The following is a 22,588-nucleotide window of genomic DNA, read 5'->3' as shown; positions in this document are numbered from 1 at the left end:
GGTTCAGCCCTGCCCGCAAACCCCCACCTGTCCTGAATTCACTGACAGTTGGGCCGCCCCTCATGTGATGTCGCATGGCCTGTCACGCTGTCACGCTGTCGCAACCAGCGCAGTTTGCGCCCCGCACAATGATGCAACCGGTTGCACCAAGGGGACCGGGGCATTGCGTTCGAGCGTCATGGGCCAGGTCACCAACAAGATCGCGCAGCCCGAAATACCTGTGTCGGTTACAAGAGCGGCCAGATCGCTGACCGGTGCCGAATGAAAGGCCTGCGTCGGTTTGGACACATCGACAGCCACCTGCACGATCGTATCTGCGGGCAATCCGCGCGCTTGCAATGCGGCGCTGATGCGGTCGGCCTGACGCACAGACATATAAAGCGCGGTGGTTGTGCCCGGCCCGGCAAAGCGGGTGCAATCGGGCAGCGGGTCTTGGGCGCTGCCGGTTCCGGTTGCCAAAACAAGCGTATCGGATATGCCCCTTTCGGTCAGGCTTTGCCCCATTGCGGCCCCCGCAGCCGAGGCCGCAGTCACACCGGGAACGATCTCGATGGCGATGCCTGCCTTGCGGGCACTGTCCAGCTCCTCTCCGGCGCGGCCGAAAATACCCGGATCGCCGGATTTCAAGCGCACCACACGGCGGCCCTTGCGGGCCTCTGCGACGATGACATCATTGATCCGGTCTTGGGGCCAGGCGTGGGCACCCACATATTTTCCGACAAACACCCGCTCCGCATCGCGGCGGGCCAGTTCCAGAACCTCGGGTTCGACCAGCCTGTCATAAAAGATCACATCAGCCTCTTGCAGCCGTTGCACCGCGCGCAGGGTCAGCAGATCACGCGCACCGGGGCCTGCACCAACCAGTGCGATGGACCCCGCGGTGTCACCCTGCGGCCGACCGCCAGAAGCGATAGCGCTTTTGATGGTTTCGGCCGCTTCGCGTTCACCGCCCCGTACCCAGGTCATCCGCGGCGTATCCGAGAACACCCAAGCCCAGAACGCCCGCCGCTGCGCATGGGCTACGCGGGCCGACACGGCCCCCCGCAAACGCCCCGCCAAAGCGGCCAACCCGCCGATGTTGACAGGCAACATCTGTTCGACCTGCGTTTTGATCTGACGTGCCAGAACCGGTGCTGTGCCTTCGGTCCCGATGGCCACAACAACCGGATCGCGGTCCACGATCGACGGGGTGGTGATCTCGCACAGGTCGGGTTGATCGACCACATTGACGGGGCATCGCGCGATCTGCGCCAAGCGGTGCAGGCAGGCATCAGCGGCGGGTGAACCGGTGGCAATAAACGCCATCGCAGCACCGTCAAACAACGCCGGGGTAATCGTGCCCGCGTGATGAACCGCGCGGTTCTGGGCGACCAGTGCAGAAAGCTCGGCATCCAGCGACGGCGCGGCCAAGACGATCTGCGCATCGGTTTTCAGGATCAACCGGGATTTCTGCGCGGCCTGTTCGCCGCCGCCTGCGATAACAACACGGCGTCCGGTGGTGCGGATAAACATCGGAAAGCTTTTCATGCGGCTGTCTCCTTATCTGTGGTGCGTGGTGCTGCGCGGTCGGCCCAAAGCGCGTCTGCTTTGGCCCCGGCGTCCGGGTATCCCAACGCAGCCAGCGCCAAAGCTGCGGTGCCGGTCACGACCCCTTGGGCAAAGGGATCGGCCTGATCGCCGGACCACAGCCCCGCCAGTGTCGTCGCGGCATCCGGCCCGTCACCCAGCCGCGTGTGACCGTCCAGAACTGCGGCTGACGGGCTTTCGAAGGCGACACCATTCTGGACGCCAAAAACGGTCACGGCCTTGCCCGGATGGCGTTCAAATTCACCACCGCCGCCCTTGATCACGCAAAGCGATGGCAAGCCCATGACTTGGGCCGCATCGCTTTGCAGCAGGCGGTATGAGGGGTGGAAAACACCCTGCACGCTGGCGCTGGCACCCGCAGGGTTCAGCATCCGGCACACCGTGTTGATACAGGACCGAAGCCCCAGCACATCGCGCAAGTTCAGCAATGCAAACAGGGCGGGGTGCAAATTTTCCAACGGCAGATATGCGATGCCATCGCGACGCAGGGTCGTCTCCGCCTCCGCGATCGTTTCGGCGCGGTCGATCCCCGCGTCCTGCAAGCCCGTGCGCACCGCCGGATCGCTGCCGTTCCAGCCGTGCAACAGCACCCCGTGCCCTGCCTGCGCAACCAGCCGCGCCGACAAAAGAAACCACGGCAGCCCCCGCGTCCGCCCTGCGGCATAGCTGGGCCAATCCAGATCGACACTGCTGATGGGGGGCAAAACCCCTTGGGCGGCCTGCGCAAAACCTGCGATTTCCTGCGCTGTCTCGCCCTTCATCCGCAGCAGCATCAACAGCGCACCAATCGCCTCGGGGGCGGCGGTGCCGTCCAACATCAGGCGCATGGCACCGGTGGCTTCCTCAAGCGTCAAAGACCGCGACCGCCCCGGCCCCCGCCCCAGAATGCGCACATATTCGGCCAAGCTCATTCCGCCGCCTCGCGCAGGTTAAGCTTGCCAATCAGGGCCGCAATTTCGGGGCGGCACGATCCGCAGTTGGTTCCGGCCTGCAAGGCAGCGCCGACGGCGTCGACAGTGATAAGCCCCTGTTCCTCGATCGCCTGGACGATGGTGTTTACCCCCACCCCGAAACACGAACACAGCATCGGGCCGGGGTTGGGCATGTCGGCAGCAGGGCGGCCGATCAGCACGTCGGGCACATCCATGCCCGGCACCGTCGCCAGATAATCGCGCATCACCGCGACCGGTTCGGGCGACACGAATAGCGCCGCCTCGACCCTTCCGTCTTTCATCAAGGCGACACGCGCCATACCCCGCGACATGTCAATGATCGACGATATTTCGCAATCGTAAATGCCGAAAAGTGTGGTCGCATAGTCGGCCCAATCCCCCACCGGTTCGGAGCCAGCCAGATCGGCACGGTATCCTGCCGCCGTTGTCGCCAGCGCCCAATAGGGCAGATCAGGTTTGATCGGAGCGCGCGAGACCGCGAACCCGTACCAGCGCGCCTTGAACCGTTGCACCGCGACCACGGCAGCCTTGCTTTCCGGCTGGCCTGAAACCGGGTCTGTGACCCCTGCGACCAGATCGTCAATCCGGGCCGAGGGCGCGGTTTCGCCAGTCCAGTGAATGGGGGCAAACACCTGCCCCGACTGCACCGTATCGGTGATCCGTGCACGCAGGATGGCGCTGCCTTGGGGGGCGGTGACGGCCACAAGATCGGCGGGCACCACGCCAAGCGTTGCCGCGTCATCAGGGTGAATTTCCAAAAACGGTTCCGCCATATGCGCCGACAAACGCGGGCTTAGGCCGGTGCGGGTCATGGTGTGCCACTGGTCGCGCACCCGCCCGGTGTTCAGCCGGAACGGATAGCGCGGGCCGGTGCGGGCAACGGGTGGGCGATGGGTCACCGGCACCAGCCGCGCCTTGCCATCGGGATGGTAAAACTGCCCGTCCGCAAAGAACCGCCCCCCCTGCCGTGTCGCGGTGACGGGCCAGCGTGTGGGGTCAAACGCCGCGAATTCGGCGTCGGTCAAATCCGACAGGCCCGAGATATCAAAGTCGCGCCCGAATTTACCAGCGACACCGGACAGCGCCGCAAATTCGCGAAAAATCTCGGCCGGGGTAGTGTAGTCAAACGCGGTTTTCCAGCCCATCCGCTGCGCGACCTGCGCCAGAATGGCCCAGTCCGGGCGGGCCCCGCCGGGCGCGTCCAGCACCGCACGTTGGCGGCTGATCGTGCGGTCCGAATTGGTAACGGTGCCGTCTTTTTCAGCCCATGCAGTGGCAGGCAGCAGCACATCGGCAAGCCGCGCGGTGTCTGTGGCCTGGGTTATGTCGCTGACCACGGTAAAGGGACAGCCAGCAATCGCGTCGCGCACGGCCTTGGCATCGGGCATGGAAACGGCGGGGTTGGTGTGGATGATCCAGATCGCCTTGATCGTGCCATCGGCCACGGCGCGAAACATGTCGACAGCTTTCAAACCGGGGGCATCCGGCATATGCGGCGCATCCCAAAAGCCGCGCACGGCCGCACGGTGGTCGGCGTTTTCCAGATCCAGATGGCAGGCCAGCATATTGGCAAGGCCACCGACCTCGCGGCCACCCATCGCATTGGGCTGGCCCGTCACCGACAGCGGCCCGCAGCCCTTGGTGCCGATGCGACCCGTTGCCAGATGGCAGTTCAGGATCGCGTTGACCTTGTCGGTCCCGCTTGAGGATTGGTTGACCCCTTGGCTAAAGACCGTGACGACCTTTTCGTGGCCCAGCCACATTGCACAAAACTGGTCGATCAACGCAGGGTCCAGCCCGGTGACAGAGACATCACCGGCCATGGCGGCGTGCAGCGCTTCGTCAAACCCGTTGCTGCGCGCGATCATGGCGGGGTCAAGCGCGCCGGCCTTTTGGGCCGCGACCAGCAACCGGTTGAACAGTGCCACATCACTGCCCGGTGCAAGGGGCAGATGCAGATCGGCGCTGTCGCAACTGGCGGTGCGGCGCGGATCGACGACGATGATCTTGGTGCCGCGCGATTTTTTCGCGGCCAGCACACGCTGGTGCAACACCGGATGGCACCAGGCAAGGTTGGACCCGACCAGCACGACCAAATCCGCTTCGTCCAGATCCTCGTAGGTGCCAGGCACCGTGTCTGTGCCAAAGGCGCGGCGGTGCCCGGCAACCGAAGACGCCATGCACAGGCGCGAATTGGTGTCGATATTGGCGGACCCGATGAAACCTTTCATCAGCTTGTTGGCGACATAGTAATCTTCGGTCAGCAATTGGCCCGACACATAGAATGCCACGCTGTCGGGGCCGTGGTCGCGGATCGTGTCGCGAAAACGGTCAGCGACCAGTTGCAATGCGCTGTCCCAATCGGCGGGCTTGCCGTTGATGTGCGGGGCCAGCAGACGCCCTGCCTGCCCCACCGTTTCACCCAATGCGGAGCCTTTGGAACACAGCCGGCCAAAGTTTGCCGGATGATCCGGGTCGCCCCGCACCGTCAGCCCGCCCTGCCCGTCAGCGCGCAGCAACACACCGCAGCCCACCCCGCAATAGGGGCAAGTCGACCGCGTCTCGGGCAGACCCGCGCCGTCCATCACGCAGCGCTCTGCTGTTTCAGCGTTGCAGCGTCGATCTCGATCCGCCCGTTCTGGACCCGCACCGGATAGGTGGCGATTTGCCCCACATCCGCGCCTTGGGCCTTGCCGGTGTTCAGGTCGAACACCCAATTGTGCAGCGGGCAGGTCACGCTTTGACCGTGCACAATACCGTCTGCCAAGGGGCCGCTCTTGTGCGGGCAGGTGTTTGATGTTGCGAAGACCTCGGACGCATCCGTGCGGAAGACGGCAATGCAGCCAAGCGCGGTTTTCAACAATCTTGCCCCGCGCAAGGGCACGTCTTCGATATGGCCAATATCAGTCCAGCTCATTCTGCTGCCTCCAATGTCAGGTCTGCAAGGGGCGCGTATCTGTCGGCCTGCTGGCTGACATGTTCTGCCCAGGGGTCGTTGCGATAGATGGTTTGGGATAGCTCGAATGCAGCAACAAGACGGGCGCGTTCGGCCAGATCATCGACGACCCGCGCCTTGACCCAGTCCAGCCCGACCTTGGCCACCCATTTATAGGGGCGGTCCAGATATTTTGCATTCTCGCGGTACAGCTGCACAAAGGCCGTGGTCAGTTCAATCGCTTCGGCTTCGGTTGCCGCATCGGTCAGACGTTCGGTTTCTTTCAGGTCCATGCCCGCAGCACCGCCAACGCTGATCTGATAACCGCTATCGACGCAGATGATGCCCACATCCTTGCAGGTCGCTTCGGCGCAATTGCGCGGGCAACCGGACACGGCCAGCTTGACCTTATGCGGCGTCCACGACCCCCAGAGGATTTGTTCCAACTTGATGCCCAAACCCGTGGAATCCTGCGTGCCAAAGCGGCAGTGATCGGTGCCGACACAGGTTTTGACCGTGCGCAGCCCCTTGGAATAGGCGTGGCCCGAGACCAGCCCCGCCTTGTTCAGATCAGCCCAGATCGCGGGCAGATCCGACCCTTTGACGCCCAAAAGGTCAATCCGCTGGCCGCCCGTCACCTTGACCGTGGGCACGTTGTATTTGTCGGCGGCATCGGCAATTGCGCGCAATTCGCCCGCATTGGTGATCCCGCCCCACATGCGCGGCACGACGGAAAATGTGCCGTCTTTCTGGATGTTGGCGTGTTTGCGTTCGTTGACAAAACGCGACTGCGGATCATCGCGATATTCCAGCGGCCAGTCGGCCAGCAGATAGAAATTGACCGCCGGGCGGCAGACGTGACAGCCGTTCGGAGTTTTCCATCCCAGTTCCTGCCAGACCGCCGGTTGGCTTTTCAGCGGCTTGGATTTGATCAGCCGCCGCACGTCTTCGTGGGTCAGATCGCAGCAGCCACAGATCGGCAGCGACGCGGGCGCGGCATAGGCATCGCCCAGCGTCACCTCGAGCAGTTGTTCGACCAGCCCCGTGCATGTCCCGCAAGACGCGCTGGCCTTGGTGGCCGATTTGAGCGATGGCAGATCGGCCGCACCGCCCTGAATTGCCGAAACGATTGTTCCCTTACAAACGCCGTTGCAGCCGCAGATTTCTGCATCATCCGGCAAGGCTGCAACGGCTGAGAGCGGGTCCGACGCGGCACCCCCCTGATAGGCCGGTCCAAAGATCAGCGTTTCGCGCATATCCGCGATATCGGTGCCGTCCTTGATCAGGCCAAAGAACCAGTTGCCATCCGCCGTATCACCATAAAGCACGGCCCCGATCAGACGGTCGTTCTGGATCACCAGACGTTTGTACTGGCCGCGCGCGGGGTCGCGGAACACGATATCCTCGCGCCCCTCGCCATCGGCAAAATCACCCGCGCTGAACAGATCACACCCGGTGACCTTCAGCTTGGTCGAGATCTCCTTGGCGACGAATTGCGCGGCTTCGCCGGTCAGGGTTTTGGCGACCACTTTGGCCTGATCGTAAAGCGGGGCAACCAGACCGAACACCGCGCCGTTATGTTCGATACATTCACCGACAGAAAGAATATTTTCGTCAGAGGTCACCATCTGGTCATCCACATGAATACCGCGACCCACCGCCAGACCGCTGTCCTTGGCCAGTGCCACATTCGGGCGGATGCCCACGGCCATCACCAGCAGATCACAGGGCAGTTCCGTCCCGTCATCCAGCCGCAAGGCGCTGACCTTGCCGCCTTTGCCCAGGATTTCCTGAGAGTTGGTCGACACCATCACCTTGATCCCGCGCCCTTCAAGCTCGCGGCGCAGAAGATATCCTGCCGCCTCGTCCAGTTGCCGTTCCATCAGGTGGCCCATGATGTGGATCACGGTCACGTCCATGCCGCGAAGGCGCAGACCCGCTGCCGCCTCAAGGCCCAAAAGACCGCCACCGATCACCACGGCGCGCGCACCCGGCGTGGCACCGGCGTCAATCATCCGGTTGGTGTCTTCGAGATCGCGATACGCGATAACCCCGTCCAGATCATGGCCCGGCAAGGGAATGATAAACGGTGCAGACCCCGTTGCGATCAGCAGCTTGTCATACGGCACCGCACCGTTTTCACCGGTCACGATTTGCGCAGCGCGGTCGATGCTGACCACCTTTTCGCCGAAACGGCAGGTCACGTCATTCTCGGCATACCAGGCATCATCATGGATCACGATTTCGCCATAGGATTTTTCGCCCGACAGAACCGGCGACAGCATGATGCGGTTGTAGTTCCCGCGGGGTTCCGCGTTGAACAGGGTCACGTCCCAAACGCCCGGTTCGGCCTCGAAGAGATGTTCCAGTGCCCGGCCAGACGCCATGCCCGCCCCGATCACAACAAGTTTTTTCTTGCTCATGGTTCTGGTCCTTTAGTTATAGCAGGCGACGATGTGAGACAGCGCGCCTTTTTGATAAATCGGCAGGCCGATAAAGGTGGTGTAACCGGCAGGCAGCCCCGCCGTGCTGCGCGCGACCACGGGCAGGCCCGAGCCCAACACTTGCCCCACGACACCCTTCCAGGCGGTCGCGGTCGGGGCCTCGTCATGGACACCGTCGCCATTGTCGCGCCACAGCGCCCCCTCGCGTTCACAAATCCCGTCAATCAACTGGGCCTTGCCGGCTTGGCCTTTGGGTGTGGCCCAAATCTCGAACCGGCGTGCAATCGGGGTGCCAAGCGCCGACAGCAGCGCCAGCACATAGGTCCGCATCCCCGGTACAGGCACCGGCAAACCAAGCCCCGTGGTCAGCCCCGCCTTGCCCGCCGCTGAGGCGCGGATGAACTTGTAGCCGGAACCCAGATCGCGCATCAAAATCGGTGCCTTGGCCGCCCAGACACCGCCCGGAAGGCCCTGCCCTTTGGGGAAATACGTGTGCTGCGAAACGAATTCGAATTCCTCGGCCGCGCCGTAATACCCGTCATCCAGCATCAGCAAGCCGTCTTTGTCATCGGTCCAGACCTCGATCGCACCGATGCGGGCAGCGTCGCTGGAACATAAAACCACCAGCACCGCCTTAAGGGTTTCCCCGTCAAAGACCGGCACCGCCACGGCAGATGTCAGCCCCGCATCACGGGCGGCTTGCGTGCGCTTGAAATAGCTGCCGTCAAAGGCCCGAAGAACCACCGGCCGCGCTTCGGCCCAGGCTCTGCCGGGCAGCCCCTCGCCCTTGGCGAACTGGCTTTGGCGCGATGCCGCCTCAAAGCTGTCGAGCCCGTTGTAATCGCCGCCGGCATAGACAAGCACGCCGTCTTTCGGAATCCAGACTTCGGCCACCTGAATAAACGTATCAATTTGCGGTTCGGGAATGCCGTCCATTTAGGGCTTCTCCTGTGGGGCGCATGGCGCGCTTTGGGTTTCGGTTGGCAACATGGGGGTCAGCGGCGCTACTCTGCCGCGATGGCCTTGCTGGTCGTTTTCGCAGCGGGCTTTGCGCCGTGTTCATATTCCTCAAGAAAATCAAGAACCTGCTGGCGGTAGCGGTAATAATCGGGATGCTCGAGCAACGCCTTGCGGGTGCGCGGGCGCGGCAGATCGACATTCACGATCCGCCCGATGGTCGCCTGCGGCCCGTTGGTCATCATCACCACGCGGTCGGCCAGCAAAATCGCCTCGTCCACGTCATGGGTGACGCAAATCGCGGTCACTTTGGTGCGCGACCACACCTCCATCAGCACTTCTTGCAGTTCCCAGCGGGTCAGGCTGTCAAGCATCCCAAAGGGTTCGTCCAGCAGCAGCAGTTTCGGCGACAGGGCAAAGGCACGGGCAATGCCGACGCGTTGTTTCATGCCGTTTGACAGGTCAGACGCGGTTTTATCCATCGCATCGCCCAACCCGACACGTTCAAGATAATATTCAACCACATCCTGACGTTCGGCCCGCGATGCACGGGGATAGACCTTGTCGACACCGATGGCGACGTTTTCCTTGGCGGTCAGCCAGGGAAACAGGTTGGGCGACTGGAAGACCACCGCGCGTTCGGGGTCTGCCCCTTCGACGTGACGGCCATCCAGCTTGATCGCGCCTTTGGAAATCTCGTTCAGACCTGCGGCCATTGTCAGCACGGTGGATTTGCCACAGCCCGAATGGCCGATCAGGGAAATGAATTCGCCGCGATCAACCTTGAGGTCGAAATTTTCGACCACGGTCAGCGGACCCTTGGGCGTGGGGTAAACTTTGTGCAGTTGCGAGAAATCGATAAAGCGTTCGTCGATCAACCCTTTTTGGGCGCTTGCGACCACGTCGGGCACATCCTCGACCGGGGCGGACATCCCGTGAATGGGCGTGATGCCAGGCAAAAGGCGGGTGCCTTCGACGCGGGATTCAATGCCCACATCCATCAGGTATTTGGTCACATCCGCGCGCAGGGCCTTAAAGTCGTCGTTGCTGTTCATCGCGATCCGGTCACGCGGGCGGTCGATCGTGACCGCAAATTCCGCGCCCAGCGTGCCATCGGGGTTCAGCGCAATGATCCGGTCGGCAAGGATGATCGCCTCGTCCACGTCATTGGTGATCAGCACACAGGTCTTTTTGTCGGCTTCCCAGATATGTTCGATTTCGTCTGCGAGGTTGGCGCGGGTCAGCGCATCCAGCGCTGACAACGGTTCATCCAGCAGCAACATTTCGGGGTTCATCGCCAAGGCACGCGCAACGTTCACCCGCTGGCGCATCCCGCCGGACAGTTCGGCCGGACGGCGCGCCGCTGCTGCGGTCAGGCCAACCATGCCCACATAATGCGCGACCTTTTCAGCCTTTTGCGCCCGCGACAGGTTCGGGAAAACCGTATCCACCGCCAGCCCGACATTGCCGCTGACCGTAAGCCACGGCATCAGCGAATAGCTTTGGAAAATCACGCCGCGCTCCGGGCCGGGGCCGGTGATCGGCTTGCCCTTGAAGGTGACGCTGCCGCTGGTCGGCTGGTCCAGCCCCGCCATCAGGTTGATCAGCGTTGTCTTGCCGGTTCCCGAAAACCCGAGGATCACCAGAAACTCGCCTTCTTTTACCGTCAGGTCGATATCCTTGAGCACATGGGTCGTATGGGTCCCCTGGCCGTGCTGTTTCGAGACGTTTTTGAAGCTGAGAATATCCATGTCGATCACCGGTTATTCGTGAAGGTAAAGAGCGATTGCAGGGCGAACATGACCCGGTCCAACAAGAAGCCGATGATGCCGATTGTCAGAACCGCCACCATAATCTTGGCCAGGCTGGAAGAGCTGCCGTTTTGGAATTCATCCCAGACGAATTTGCCAAGGCCGGGGTTCTGGGCCAGCATTTCTGCGGCAATCAGCACCATCCAGCCCACGCCCAGCGACAGACGCAATCCGGTAAAGATCAATGGCAGCGCCGAGGGCAGAACCAGCTTGGTGATCTTGGTCCAGGTGTTCATCTTCAAAACCTTGGACACATTGACCAGATCCTTGTCGATGGATGCGACACCCAGCGATGTGTTGATCAATGTCGGCCACAGCGAACACAGGGTCACGGTGATCGCCGACACAAGGAACGACTTGGAAAACATCCCGTCGTTGGTGGTGTAGACCGCGCTGACCACCATGGTCACAATCGGCAGCCACGCCAGCGGCGAGACGGGTTTGAAAATCTGGATCAACGGGTTCAACGCGGCGTTTGCCGTTGCCGACAGACCGGCCGCGATGCCCAAAGGGATGGCCACAGCCGAAGCAACCAGAAAACCGAAGAACACGGTCAGCACCGACGTCCCGATCTGGTCGTAATAGCTGGGCGCGCCGGTATAGGCGATGGATTTTACCTCGTCACCGCGGCCCGCATCAATCAGACGCTGGTTGCGCAGGTCAAGGCGTTCCATGAACTGCGCCTCTTTGGCGGATTTCGCGGCGGCGTCCTGATGCAGATTGACCGCTTCGGACCAGACCTGCCCTGGCCCGGGGATCGCCCCCAGTGACGTTTGCACGGTGGGGGCAAGCGTGGCCCACATCAGCAAGAACGCGGCAATCGCAAGCAAAGGCACACCCAACAGCCGCCAGATTTCGCCCAGCTGTGCCTTGGGGTTATCGCCGGCGGCGGCCTTGAGCAGAGGGGTTATCCAGCCAAGGCCCAAAACCTGAAACCATTTGTCGGCCTGACCGATCCGGGTGAAAAGGCGGGCCTTTCGTGCGGACCGTGCTTGATCGCGGGTGAATTCTGGGTCGACGGTTGTCATGGGTGTCTCCGTTCGGGTGCGGTGGTGCGGGTTATTTCAGAGTTAGGATTGAAGGTACGGGGCGGTGCAGATGACCGCCCCGATCGGGTCATCAGCCTTTGACTTCGCTGCCAACGACCACTTGGTCGCCTTTCAGGCCGATGGGCAGGCTTTCGAGATATGCGTTTGGCGTGCGACCGTCATAGACAATGCCGTCGATGATATCTTCGGCAGGTGTCGGGGCCTTGTAGCCGTCACTTTCCCAGGGGAAATCCGCCTCGTTAGCCAAGGCATCGTCGACCAGCAGGCGGGCGGCCTTGAGGTAGATGTCGGGGCGGTACACGCTGCGGGCGGTTTCGTCATACCACGCATCGGTTTGCGGTTCGGCGATCTGGCCCCAGCGGCGCATCTGCGTCAGATACCACACGGCGTCCGAATAGAACGGGTAGGTCGCATTGTGGCGGAAGAACACGTTAAAGTCGGGGATGTCGCGGCGGTCGCCTTTTTCGAATTCGAAAAAGCCGGTCATCGAGTTTGCGATCACTTCTTCATCCGCCCCCACATATTCAGGACGGCTCAGGATCGATACCGCCTCGGCGCGGTTGGCGTTGTCGTTTTCATCCAGCCACATTGCCGCGCGGATCAGCGCCTTGGTCACGGCGATTGTGGTGTTCGGATATTGTTCGGCAAAATCGGCGTTCATCCCAAAGACTTTTTCGGGGTTGTTCTTCCACAGCTGGTAATCGGTGATGACCGGAACGCCGATGCCCTTGAACACCGCTTGCTGGTTCCACGGCTCGCCCACGCAATAGCCGTTGATCGTTCCGGCCTCGAGCGTGGCGGGCATTTGCGGCGGGGGGGTCACGGACAAGAACACATCAGCGGCGATCTGGCCCGATACGTTGTCGGGGCTGTAATATCCCGGCTCCAACCCGCCAGCGGCCAGCCAATAGCGCAATTCATAGTTATGGGTCGAGACGGGGAAAACCATCCCCATGTTGAACGGCTTTCCTTCGGCACGGAACTGATCCACCACCGGGGCCAAAGCCGAGGCGCTGATCGGGTGAACGGGGCGGCCGTCCTCCATCGACGCGATATGCGGGCGCATCAGGTCCCAGACCTCGTTCGATACGGTGATGCCGTTTCCGTTCAGATCCATCGAAAAGGGCGTGATGATATGGGCCTTGGTGCCATAGCCGATGGTCGCGGCCAAAGGTTGCCCTGCCAGCATATGCGCGCCGTCCAACTGGCCGTCGATAACGCCGTCCAACAGCACCTTCCAGTTCGCCTGCGCTTCGAGCGTGACAAACAAACCTTCGTCAAGAAAATAGCCCTGCTCGTAGGCAACAGCCAAGGGGGCCATGTCTGTCAGCTTGATAAAGCCGAAGGTCAGTTCGTCTTTTTCCAGCTCCAGCAGTTGGGCCGATGCCGTGGTGGCCAAGGTTGCAGAAATCGCAAAACCTAGAATAAAACTTTTCATTTTCAATCCTTTCGGTAGCTTCGATGCTGGGGAGGCTGGCATCAAAAAACGCAAAAAGACCGCATACGCTATTCTCCAGAGAACTGGTCAACAGCGAGCGGCCTTGCTCGGAAATCCCGATCATTGGGAGAATTTCGTATCAGGGCACGCCATTGTGTCCCGATACTCAAGTTTGTGATGATGCCCTTGCTGAGATCAAAAGAATTCGCTGCAATGCGGCAATAATTTTAAAAATCGCGGCCGGGCCGGGAAAAACTGCACAGAAATTAATCAGTGCGCTTCGTCTGGGTCAAAAATCTGGCCATCAAAGAACGTGTCGGGGGGCAGGCTCAGCTCGCCTTTTTGGGACGCGACCGCCGTGATGTGAAGAATCGAACCCTCAAGCTTTTCCGAGGCACCGGGCAAATCCGCATCTGTGCCGATCATGTGTTTGCGGTACAGATCGCTGCGAAACACGGCCCCGCCCAGTCTTTGCGCCTCGGAGGATGAAAGACCGTTTTCAAGGCTTAGCCGGTGGGCGATCCATTTGGCCTGACTGCGCCAGGGGAAATTGGTGGTGCCCGCATGAAACCCGATGAAATCATCGACCGTGCGCTGTTCGGCCCGCGAAGAAATGGTGAAATGCCCGCTTAATGCGCGGTCAATCAATTCAGACGAGACATCAAGATAGCTGGGCCGCGACAGGATTTCGGCGGCGGTCGTCTTGCTTTTGGGCAATGACAGCCATTGTCCGGCCTTCCACACCGCGCGGATCAGATGGCCCAGTTTTTCCGGTTCGGTTTCCGCCCAGTCCTGACGCACGGACAGCACCTTTTCGGGGGCAAAGCGCCAGATCGCCGTGCCGGGCAGCAACAGCGCCCCTGCCCCTTGATCGACAGCCACCGACCCCCAAGGCTCGCCCACGCAGAATGCGTCAACCTCGCCCGTGGACAGTGCTTCGGCCATCAAGGGCGGCGGGATGGTGCGTATCTTGATCTGTTTTTCCGACAGGCCGGACCGTTCGAACCAGTAGCGCAGCAATTCAACATGCATGGAAAAGGGGAACGGCGCGCCAAAGACCAATGTATCTTTGGTGACCTGAGCAAGGGCCTGTGCGGCCTTCAGGGCATCTGCGAAATCGAAACCGTAGCCGATATCGCGCAACCGCTGTTCCAGCTCGCGGCCCACACCGATCACATCGCCATTTACCGACATGACCGATACCGCCGAAAGTGGCGTTGTCACGCCCCCCAACCCCATCGCCATCGCGACGGGCACGGGTGACAGCAAATGCGCGGCGTCCACACGACCGAAGGCCAGCATATCCCGGACCGACGACCAGGACGGCGCGGCGATCAGATCAAGGGCCAGCCCCTCGGCTTCGGCGAAGCCCATTTCCTGCGCGATGATCAGCGGGGCGGCATCGACAAGGGGCATATAGGCGACGGGCAAGGTTACCGTTTTCATGACAGCAACCCCGATGCCGTGACCAGGGCTTCGGCGACGTCGGCCACCCTGCGGCCCTGATCCATCGCCGCCTTGCGCAGCAATGCATAGGCTTGCACCTCGTCCAGCCCCTTGGCCTTCATCAGCAACCCCTTGGCGCGGTCAATGACTTTGCGTTCTTCCAATGCGCGCCGCGTTTCGGCCAGTTCATTGCGCATTTGCCGGACCATCTGGAACCGCGCGATGGCCGTGTCCATCACAGGTTTCAGCCGCTCGGGTGTCAGCCCGTCGACCACATAGGCCGATACCCCCGCCTCGACTGCCGCCCGCGCCAGCGACCCTGCGGCCCCCGACACAAACATCGCCACAGGCCGTTCCAACGGGCCAGAGGCAAGGGTCAATTCCTCGAGCATGTCACGGGTCGGGTTGTCGATGTCGATCAACACCACGTCAGGGGCATGGGCGGCAATCTTGCGGGCCAGACCAATGGTGGTGCCGATCACGAAGACCTCGCAATCACCGCTTTGGGTCAGCGCGTCAACAATCGCGACGGCCCTGTCCCGGTCTTCTTCTACGACAACAATTGTAAGCTTTAGATTCATGGCTATAGCCTTGGGGTGAAACGAAAGACGCTACAAGTTGCCGGACACTGGAGCAGCCTAACGGATGAAAAGAACGCTCGAATTTACCCCGGTCCGCCTAATATTTGTGCAGTTCTATTGGGCGGAGATTTGCGGTGGCATCTGCCCCCAACGCAAAGAGCGGCCCCGAAGGACCGCCTCATTGCTGTTTGCATAGAACCCGATGCCGCCCCGCATCGGCTGATGTCGTTATTCAGGTGCGTCCTTTGCACCGGTCATAAAGGCGACTGCGTCGGACATGGTGTAATCTTTGGGGTCAATCACACAAAGCCGCTTGCCAAGCCGGTGCACGTGAATGCGGTCGGCGACTTCGAAAACATGGGGCATGTTGTGGCTGATCAGGATGATCGGAATGCCACGCGACCGCACATCAAGGATCAGCTCCAACACCCGGCGGGATTCTTTGACGCCAAGGGCAGCAGTCGGTTCATCCAGAATAATGACCTTTGATCCGAAAGCCGCAGCGCGGGCGACGGCCACACCTTGCCGTTGGCCACCCGACAGGGTTTCGACGGCTTGATTGATGTTCTGGATCGTCATCAGCCCCAGTTCAGACAGCTTGTCACGGGCGATCTGTTCCATCCGGCTGCGATCCAGCTGGCGCAGGAATTTCCCGCGAAAACCGGGTTTGCGCAATTCGCGACCCATGAACATGTTATCCGCAATCGACAAGGCTGGCGACATGGCGAGGGTTTGATAGACCGTCTCGATCCCTTCTTTGCGGGCGTCCGTGGGGGATGTGAACCGGACCTTTTTGCCCTCAAGAAACACATCGCCCTCGTCTGGGACAATCGCGCCCGACACGGCCTTGATCAGCGATGATTTACCAGCCCCGTTATCCCCGATCACGGCCAGAATTTCGCCCGGATACAGATCAAAGTCGCAATGATCCAACGCGGTCACCTTGCCATAGCGTTTGACCAGACCACGCCCCTTGAGGATGGGTTCGATCGCGCCTGCTGCGATGTTATCTGCCAAAGTCATGCCGACACCTTTCTGATCCATTGATCCACAGCGACAGCACCAATGATAAGCGCGCCGATAAGAAGGAAGGTCCATTGCGCATCGGCACCGGACAACCGCAAGCCAAGGGTAAACACGCCAACGATCAGCGCCCCGAACAGCGGCCCCATGATCGACCCGCGCCCGCCGAACAGGGAAATGCCCCCGATCACCACCGCCGTAATGCTTTCGATATTCAACAACTGCCCCGATGTCGGGCTGACCGATCCGATGCGCCCGATCAAGGCCCAGCCGGCAATGGCGCAGATAAACCCGGTGACGGCATAGACAGAAATCAGCGTCCGTTTGACGTTTACGCCGGACAGCTGTGCCGCCTCGGGGTCATCGCCCACAGCATAGATGTGCCGCCCCCATGCGGTCTGGCTTAGCACATAGGCCAGCACCGCAAAGATCAACGCCATCGCGATCACACCAAAGGTAAAGGTGGCCCCACCGCGACCGGTTTCGTCTGCGCCGACTTTGAAGGTCGAGCCCAGAAATTGCAGCAAGGGCGCATTGGCCTCGATCTCTTGGCTGCGGATGGTTTCGTTTGCGGAATACAGGAAATTCGCGGCCAGCACGATCTGCCACATGCCAAGGGTCACAATGAACGGCGGCAGTTTCATCACCGCCACCAGCCAGCCGTTGACGGCCCCGATCGCCGTGCCGAATGCAAGGCCAAGGATCACGGCAAGTTCAACCGGCACCCCATAGCGAAACGTGAATTGCCCCATGATCACGCTGGACAGAACCGCAATGGCCCCAACGCTCAGGTCGATCCCGGCGGTCAGGATTACAAGGCTTTGTGCCGCAGCAACGATGCCGACGATTTGCACCTGTTGCAGGATCAGGGTCAGCGCAAAGGGAGAAAAGAACTTGGACCCCAGCAACATCCCGAACAGGACAATTGACGCCACAAGAACGAACAGGGGAACCAACGCAGGGTTGACGTGCAAGGCATGTTGAAGCCGTGCCAGAAAGCCTTTGCGTTCAGCGAAGGCCGCCACACTATCGATACTTGCCGGTTTGATAGCGGCCTCATAGTCATCAGCATTGCCTGACATTGCGCGTCCCCCCTTGGAATTATGATTTGTTGGCTCGGTCTGGGGGTAGAGTACCCCAGTTCCGGAAATGTCCTAGCTTGGAAAATGGGGCGGGAAAACCCGCCCCAGAATATCATTCACCCAAGCGGCTTAGCCCCAGCAAAGGTCTTTGCCTTCGGCAACCGAAATGCTTTCGACGCCCTCGGCTGGCTGGTCGGTCACAAGCGCCACACCTGTGTCAAAGAAGTCTTTGCCTTCGGTGTTTTTTGGCAATGTGCCATCTGCGGCATAGGCCGCGATGGCCTTGATCCCCAAGGATGCCATGCGCAACGGGTACTGCTGCGATGTCGCCCCAATCACCCCGTCTGCAATATTTTGCACACCGGGACAGCCGCCATCGACGGAAACGATCAGCACGTCCTTTTCGCGGCCAATGGAACGCAGCGCCTCATAGGCCCCTGCGGCGGCAGGTTCGTTGATGGTGTAAACCACGTTGATGGTCGGGTCGACGGCAAGCAGGTTTTCCATCGCCTTGCGGCCACCCTCTTCGTTGCCGGCGGTCACGTCATTGCCAACGATGCGCGCATCGTCTTCGTCACCCCATTTGCTGGGGTCACCCAGATCAATGCCGAACCCTTGCAAGAAACCCTGATCGCGCAACACGCCGACAGTCGGCTGCGACACGGCCAGATCCAGCATCGCGATACGCGCGTTCGCCGCATCGTCGCCCAGTTGTGCAGCAGCCCATTGGCCAATTAGCTCACCAGCCAGAAAGTTGTCTGTCGCGAATGTCGCATCAGCAGCTTCGATCGGGTCCAGCGGTGTATCAAGCGCAATCACCAACAGACCTGCTTCGCGGGCCTGCGAAACCGCACCCACGATGGAAGACGTATCGGATGGCGTCAGCAAAATGCCCGACGCGCCATCGGCGATGCAGGTTTCGATTGCCGCAACCTGTGTTTCATGGTCGCCATCAACCTTACCGGCATAGGAGCGCAAGGTGATACCGGCCTCGGCGGCGGCGGCTTCGGCACCTTCGCGCATTTTAACGAAAAACGGGTTGGTGTCGGTTTTGGTGATCAAGCACGCAGATACACCGTGGCTGCCAGCCATGGCAGCGCCCGCGGTTGTGATGGCAGCAATCGCAGTTCCGATTAGAAGTTTCTTCATGTTGTCCTCCCAAGAACAGTTAAATGGCAAGGCCTCCACCTTGCGTCATCGACGAGTTTCATCATCGCCGTTGCGCCCCAAATGACGCGATTCGACGGCGTCTGTCAATTAATTAGTTAACTTTCTTTATTAATCGAGATGGGGTATATCCATTCCCAAGGGAGGCCGCTAGGTTGCACGCATGGATGACGGGTTTGTAAGATCAATCAGTACGGGTTTAAGCCAGAAAGGCGTTCGGGATCACAACGAACGCCTGCTGTTGTCGTTGCTGCAAAGGCACGGCGCGATGCCGGGCAGCGATCTGTCGCGGCTGGCAAACCTGTCGCCGCCAACGGTGTCGGGCATTCTGCGCCGGCTCGAAGGCGAAGGCATCCTTGAACGCGGCGACCCTGTGCGCGGCAAGGTCGGCAAACCGTCGATCCCCATGCGGCTGGCCTCTGACGGGGCGTTTTCCTTTGGTGTGAAAATCGGGCGCAGGTCGGCGGATTTGGTGTTGATGGACCTGACAGGGCAAACCCGGCAATTGCGGCAATTGACCTATGCCAGCCCCGTTCCGTCTGAGATTTTCAATTTTCTGGATGAGGGTGTTCAAAGCATCACCCGCGAGATGTCGGACCGGGACGTATCGCATATTTGCGGCATCGGGATCGCCGCCCCCTTCGAGATGTGGAACTGGCCCGAAACATCCGATACCCAGAATGGTGCCTATACCACATGGAAGGACATCGATATCAAAGCGCAGGCCCATGCGTTGACCGGACTGCCGGTCATGTTGATGAACGATGCAACGGCGGCCTGTCAGGCGGAACACACCTATGGTCGCGGCAAGGCGTTTCGCGACTATGCCTATTTCTTTCTGGGGGCGTTTATCGGCGGCGGCATCGTGCTGAACAACGCTGTTTTCGAAGGGCGTCAGGGCAATGCCGGCGCATTGGGGTCGCTGCGCAGCATCGGGCCAAACGGTGAAAGCATGCAACTGGTCGACACCGCATCCATACACCAGCTTGAACTGCGCCTGCGCGAAGTCGATCTGGACCCGCAACAGCTTTGGTCCGATCCAGACAGCTGGCATCGCCTGTCGCGCTATGTGGACCCCTGGTTGGGTCAGACGGCTCAAGAGCTGGCCAAAGCCGCCCTGTCGACCTGTTCCGTCATTGATTTTGAGGCCATTCTTATCGACGGCGCATTTCCCGCCAGCGTGCGCGACGATCTGGTCGCGCGGGTTCGACGCTATCTTGTCACGCAAGATACCCGCGGGCTGATCCCCCCGCGGATCGAGGCGGGCAGTATCGGCGGCAAGGCCCGTGCCATCGGTGCCGCGACACGCCCGATCGGTGCGCAGTTTATGCTGAACGCCCGGCTGGACGAAACCTGACGGATCATTCCCCTTGGTCTTGAGGGCACGAACGTGCGCTTTATCCCAGACGGCCGGATGGCAAGGCATGTGCGAAGGCGCATGATGAATGTCATGCGACGGCTAGGAGGATGAATGAGCAGCAATATCCCACGGCGATTAGAGGGATTAATTTGCAGCAATAAGTGTCTGGTCGCTTGATGCACATAGGTCACCCCGATCAGGACGAAGTGAAGCTCGAAGTGACAGTGAAGCTCGAGCATCAAAGCCCGAATACGGTGCCAACTCACCTGATCCATTCAGCTTGTGAGGAAGGGCGGGTTCACATGCTGTGCCCTTTTAGTCTGCCCCATTCGGTTTATTACATAAGGAAATCGTTATTTTCCGACCCATTCCGCAGATACCCCCTTCGGGTTTTTCCTGGCAAAGCAGGTAAGCCTTACTTGTGGCCAAAGCTGAAGACACCACTGGAAAACTGCGTAAGACTGGGTCTTCGCCCCCCAGCCGGTTATGGCCCTGTAATAATTAACGGCGGTTCACACGTTGTCCAAAAGCTTTGCAGCATTACTAGAACCGACTTCATACCCTCCGTATTTTGGCGTTTCACAATATAGCCGTTCACCCTTTTCTTGTAAGCTTTTTCAATATCTTCGACATGATCTGAAGTCGTGAACATAAAAACAATGCTGCTAGAAAAATCGCTCGTCACTCTAAGTTTTTCAAGGAACTCGTGGCCGTTCATCCGGGGCATATTGATGTCCAACAAAACGATATAGGGCGCAGGAACCTTGCCTTGTTTAATAAGTTCCAAAGCTTCAATTCCATCCTGCGCGCGGACCACATGCGTATCCGGTGCCATTTTGGAAACAGTCCGCAAGACGATCATGGCATCAAGCGGATTGTCCTCGACCAGAAGAATGTTCATTTGACGTTTCAATCTACGCTACTTTCTTTGTCTGGCTGTCCTCAGACATGTATGTTTTGGGCCAATAGAACGTGAATTCAGCACCATTTTTCTCGGATGACGAAACCCAGACCGTATAGCCGTGACGCTGTACCGCTTTCTTGACGATGGCCAGTCCGATACCTGTGCTTTCCGGATCGTCCCCTTTGCGAAGCGTCTGGAAAACTTGAAATATCTTCTCGTGGAATTCTGGCGCTATGCCTTTGCCGTTGTCCCTTACTGAAACCTTTATCCGGTTCCCCAGATCAACAAGCGTAAGGTCGACAAGCGCCGATTGCGGGTCGGGGTGATACTTGAACGCATTTCCAATCAAGTTCTCGATGACACGCCGGAAATTATGGCTGTCGCAAGAAATTTCAGAAACATCGGAAGACAGCCGGATTTGTGAGGGCGCAATTCTGAAATCCGTAACGCAGTCCTCGATCAGAGTGTCGAGACGCAATGCCGGGTCGGTTTCGACTTCGAAATTCCCGATCCGCGAGAAGGCCATAATCCCGTCCGTAAGATCATTCATCCTGTTGACGCGTTCGCGGATCATCTTGAATTGCGCCTTGATTTCGGTGTGACTTTCAAGGGACCCAAAGATTTCCTCAAGGTCTTCTTCAATCACCTCGGCCAGAAAACCGATCCCGCGTACCGGGGTCTTCAGATCATGAGAGGCAATGTAGACAAACTGCTGGATTTCGGCGTTTGCCTGTTCAAGATGTTCCGTTTTCGCACGAAGGTTTTCGGTAAGCTGATACGCATAGGTGTGGATCCGGCTGTTGGACCGCGCCAATGTGGCAAGCAAGGAAAACACCAATATCTCGATGATTAACCCGCCAATCAAAATCAGCATCGGTTGCTCGGCGCTGTTTTGGGACCGGAATATCTTGTTTGTGCGGATATCCAGCGTCCATTTGCGCCCGTAAACATCAAGCTCGACCGTGTCCGAGAACATCGGGTCGTTATCGTACAAAGGATTGTTACTGTCTTGCTCGTCATAGATTACCTGATCACCATCACGAATGCTCAGCAGTACTTCGCTAAACTCCTTGAGGAACAAACCTTCGACCAATTTGTGCACGACAAACGGAGCATAGACGGCACCGGCAAAGCGGTCCTTCCTTTCTTGCAAGCTGTCCGGCCTCGGCCCTTTGTAGAAGGGCGTGTAGAATAAAAAACCGGGGGTGTGATTACTGTCTTGCACCAATACGATCGGACCCGTGATTTGCGCTGTACCACTGTCCCGGCTTGCCAATAGTCCGGTGCGGCGGTTGGCTTCATGCGCCACGTCCAGGCCCACGGCCCGTGCATTGATGTCGATGGGTTCAATGAAGGTGATCGGAAGCATGAATTCTTGGTTATGGGGCGGATAGACAGAAAATTCGCGCAGCTCTGCAGCCCGCGCGGCAATGTACTGGGATTGGTTGTATTGATCGACATAATAGATGACCCCGATACCGTTCACGCCGGGATATTTTTTCTCTATTTTCAATGCTTTGGCAAAAAGACTCCAATCCTGGGGGGTCGTTTCACTCTTGCGTGTTTCGAGGTGCGCCACCCCAGACCATAACGCATCCTCATAGCGCGACATCCGGTCGATGATCAGGTTGATGGTTCGTTTTTTGGCTGTTTCGAAACGGTTTTCAATCTGCAAATCCACCTGATGCTTTGAATACAGCCAAGCGCCAAGCGTCATCGCTAGCGACATACCGACAACAGCGATATGCAGTAACGTTACCCCCCCTGCCTGAGATCTCAAAGACGTCACAGTCCAGCCCCTCTAGGTAGATTCCAAAATCTCGCCGAATGGCCTATCAATCGGGCAAATCT

General features: G+C 59.5%; 17 protein-coding genes. 1 reads left to right on the top strand and 16 read right to left on the bottom strand.

The features are described from left to right. Positions 1-90: 90 nt before the first annotated feature. The 14 genes from cysG to HGT1_RS17685 form a co-directional block, all read right to left on the bottom strand. Positions 91-1,527 (bottom strand): siroheme synthase CysG, encoded by a 1,437-nt coding sequence (gene cysG, locus HGT1_RS17750; RefSeq protein WP_176251286.1) that lies wholly within the window; start codon positions 1,525-1,527, stop codon positions 91-93. Continuing rightward, a complete protein-coding gene (locus tag HGT1_RS17745; protein ID WP_176251285.1) occupies positions 1,524-2,498 on the bottom strand; it encodes a glycosyl transferase family protein in 975 nt (324 codons plus the stop codon). Before HGT1_RS17745 ends, cysG begins: the two co-directional genes overlap by 4 nt. Next, positions 2,495-5,125, bottom strand: a complete 2,631-nt coding sequence (locus HGT1_RS17740; RefSeq protein WP_176251313.1) for a nitrate reductase — start codon at positions 5,123-5,125, stop codon at positions 2,495-2,497. Before HGT1_RS17740 ends, HGT1_RS17745 begins: the two co-directional genes overlap by 4 nt. After that, positions 5,125-5,457: a nitrite reductase small subunit NirD gene (nirD, locus tag HGT1_RS17735; RefSeq protein ID WP_176251284.1), complete on the bottom strand. Its 333-nt coding sequence runs from the start codon at positions 5,455-5,457 to the stop codon at positions 5,125-5,127. Before nirD ends, HGT1_RS17740 begins: the two co-directional genes overlap by 1 nt. Further along, the gene (gene nirB, locus HGT1_RS17730) at positions 5,454-7,898 is read right to left on the bottom strand and encodes a nitrite reductase large subunit NirB (RefSeq protein ID WP_176251283.1); all 2,445 of its coding nucleotides are present in this window, start codon (positions 7,896-7,898) and stop codon (positions 5,454-5,456) included. Before nirB ends, nirD begins: the two co-directional genes overlap by 4 nt. Before the next feature lie 12 nt (positions 7,899-7,910). Beyond that, entirely contained in the window at positions 7,911-8,855 is a 945-nt protein-coding gene (locus HGT1_RS17725; protein ID WP_176251282.1) for a GAF domain-containing protein, read from the bottom strand. Between the two features lie 68 nt (positions 8,856-8,923). After that, positions 8,924-10,627 carry an ABC transporter ATP-binding protein gene (locus HGT1_RS17720; RefSeq protein ID WP_176251281.1) on the bottom strand — a complete coding sequence of 568 codons (1,704 nt, stop codon included), beginning with the start codon at positions 10,625-10,627 and terminating at the stop codon, positions 8,924-8,926. A 5-nt stretch (positions 10,628-10,632) separates the two neighbouring features. Then, a complete protein-coding gene (locus HGT1_RS17715) occupies positions 10,633-11,715 on the bottom strand; it encodes an ABC transporter permease (RefSeq protein ID WP_176251280.1) in 1,083 nt (360 codons plus the stop codon). A gap of 91 nt (positions 11,716-11,806) precedes the next feature. Then, positions 11,807-13,174: a CmpA/NrtA family ABC transporter substrate-binding protein gene (locus tag HGT1_RS17710; protein WP_176251279.1), complete on the bottom strand. Its 1,368-nt coding sequence runs from the start codon at positions 13,172-13,174 to the stop codon at positions 11,807-11,809. A 270-nt stretch (positions 13,175-13,444) separates the two neighbouring features. Beyond that, a complete protein-coding gene (locus tag HGT1_RS17705) occupies positions 13,445-14,620 on the bottom strand; it encodes an ABC transporter substrate-binding protein (protein ID WP_176251278.1) in 1,176 nt (391 codons plus the stop codon). Further along, on the bottom strand, positions 14,617-15,201 hold the full coding sequence (locus HGT1_RS17700) for an ANTAR domain-containing response regulator (protein ID WP_176251277.1): 585 nt from the start codon (positions 15,199-15,201) through the stop codon (positions 14,617-14,619). The genes HGT1_RS17705 and HGT1_RS17700 overlap by 4 nt, the downstream gene beginning before the upstream one ends. Positions 15,202-15,429: 228 nt before the next feature. Next, positions 15,430-16,191, bottom strand: coding sequence for an ATP-binding cassette domain-containing protein (locus tag HGT1_RS17695; protein WP_176251312.1), 762 nt, complete (start codon positions 16,189-16,191; stop codon positions 15,430-15,432). Positions 16,192-16,220: 29 nt separating this feature from the next. Then, positions 16,221-17,306, bottom strand: coding sequence for an ABC transporter permease (locus HGT1_RS17690; protein ID WP_176251276.1), 1,086 nt, complete (start codon positions 17,304-17,306; stop codon positions 16,221-16,223). 129 nt (positions 17,307-17,435) lie between these two features. Further along, a complete protein-coding gene (locus tag HGT1_RS17685) occupies positions 17,436-18,455 on the bottom strand; it encodes a sugar ABC transporter substrate-binding protein (RefSeq protein ID WP_176251275.1) in 1,020 nt (339 codons plus the stop codon). Between the two features lie 181 nt (positions 18,456-18,636). On the opposite strand from HGT1_RS17685, the gene HGT1_RS17680 reads away from it, so the two are divergent. Beyond that, positions 18,637-19,830, top strand: coding sequence for an ROK family transcriptional regulator (locus HGT1_RS17680; RefSeq protein WP_176251274.1), 1,194 nt, complete (start codon positions 18,637-18,639; stop codon positions 19,828-19,830). 487 nt (positions 19,831-20,317) lie between these two features. Here HGT1_RS17680 and HGT1_RS17675 read toward each other — a convergent pair whose 3' ends face one another. Together HGT1_RS17675 and HGT1_RS17670 are read right to left on the bottom strand one after the other, a co-directional pair. Next, complete coding sequence (locus tag HGT1_RS17675) at positions 20,318-20,734, bottom strand: response regulator (RefSeq protein WP_176251273.1); 417 nt, start codon at positions 20,732-20,734, stop codon at positions 20,318-20,320. Between the two features lie 13 nt (positions 20,735-20,747). After that, positions 20,748-22,526, bottom strand: a complete 1,779-nt coding sequence (locus tag HGT1_RS17670; protein ID WP_255200261.1) for a CHASE domain-containing protein — start codon at positions 22,524-22,526, stop codon at positions 20,748-20,750. Positions 22,527-22,588 lie beyond the last annotated feature (62 nt).

The organism is Sulfitobacter sp. HGT1, from assembly GCF_013282155.1.
Taxonomy (GTDB): Bacteria; Pseudomonadota; Alphaproteobacteria; order Rhodobacterales; family Rhodobacteraceae; genus Sulfitobacter.
The sequence above is the reverse complement of the archived record's forward strand: the minus strand, read 5'-3'. Positions and strand labels throughout refer to the sequence as shown.

Excerpts from the sequence above, each read along its gene's own strand:
- HGT1_RS17715 (WP_176251280.1), bottom strand. The coding sequence starts at position 11,715 with ATGACAACCGTCGACCCAGAATTCACCCGCGATCAAGCACGGTCCGCA.
- HGT1_RS17690 (WP_176251276.1), bottom strand. The coding sequence starts at position 17,306 with ATGTCAGGCAATGCTGATGACTATGAGGCCGCTATCAAACCGGCAAGT.
- HGT1_RS17685 (WP_176251275.1), bottom strand. The coding sequence starts at position 18,455 with ATGAAGAAACTTCTAATCGGAACTGCGATTGCTGCCATCACAACCGCG.
- HGT1_RS17740 (WP_176251313.1), bottom strand. The coding sequence starts at position 5,125 with ATGGACGGCGCGGGTCTGCCCGAGACGCGGTCGACTTGCCCCTATTGC.
- HGT1_RS17745 (WP_176251285.1), bottom strand. The coding sequence starts at position 2,498 with ATGAGCTTGGCCGAATATGTGCGCATTCTGGGGCGGGGGCCGGGGCGG.
- HGT1_RS17705 (WP_176251278.1), bottom strand. The coding sequence starts at position 14,620 with ATGAAAACGGTAACCTTGCCCGTCGCCTATATGCCCCTTGTCGATGCC.
- HGT1_RS17680 (WP_176251274.1), top strand. The coding sequence starts at position 18,637 with ATGGATGACGGGTTTGTAAGATCAATCAGTACGGGTTTAAGCCAGAAA.
- HGT1_RS17700 (WP_176251277.1), bottom strand. The coding sequence starts at position 15,201 with ATGAATCTAAAGCTTACAATTGTTGTCGTAGAAGAAGACCGGGACAGG.
- HGT1_RS17675 (WP_176251273.1), bottom strand. The coding sequence starts at position 20,734 with ATGAACATTCTTCTGGTCGAGGACAATCCGCTTGATGCCATGATCGTC.
- HGT1_RS17725 (WP_176251282.1), bottom strand. The coding sequence starts at position 8,855 with ATGGACGGCATTCCCGAACCGCAAATTGATACGTTTATTCAGGTGGCC.
- nirB (WP_176251283.1), bottom strand. The coding sequence starts at position 7,898 with ATGAGCAAGAAAAAACTTGTTGTGATCGGGGCGGGCATGGCGTCTGGC.
- HGT1_RS17720 (WP_176251281.1), bottom strand. The coding sequence starts at position 10,627 with ATGGATATTCTCAGCTTCAAAAACGTCTCGAAACAGCACGGCCAGGGG.
- cysG (WP_176251286.1), bottom strand. The coding sequence starts at position 1,527 with ATGAAAAGCTTTCCGATGTTTATCCGCACCACCGGACGCCGTGTTGTT.
- nirD (WP_176251284.1), bottom strand. The coding sequence starts at position 5,457 with ATGAGCTGGACTGATATTGGCCATATCGAAGACGTGCCCTTGCGCGGG.
- HGT1_RS17710 (WP_176251279.1), bottom strand. The coding sequence starts at position 13,174 with ATGAAAAGTTTTATTCTAGGTTTTGCGATTTCTGCAACCTTGGCCACC.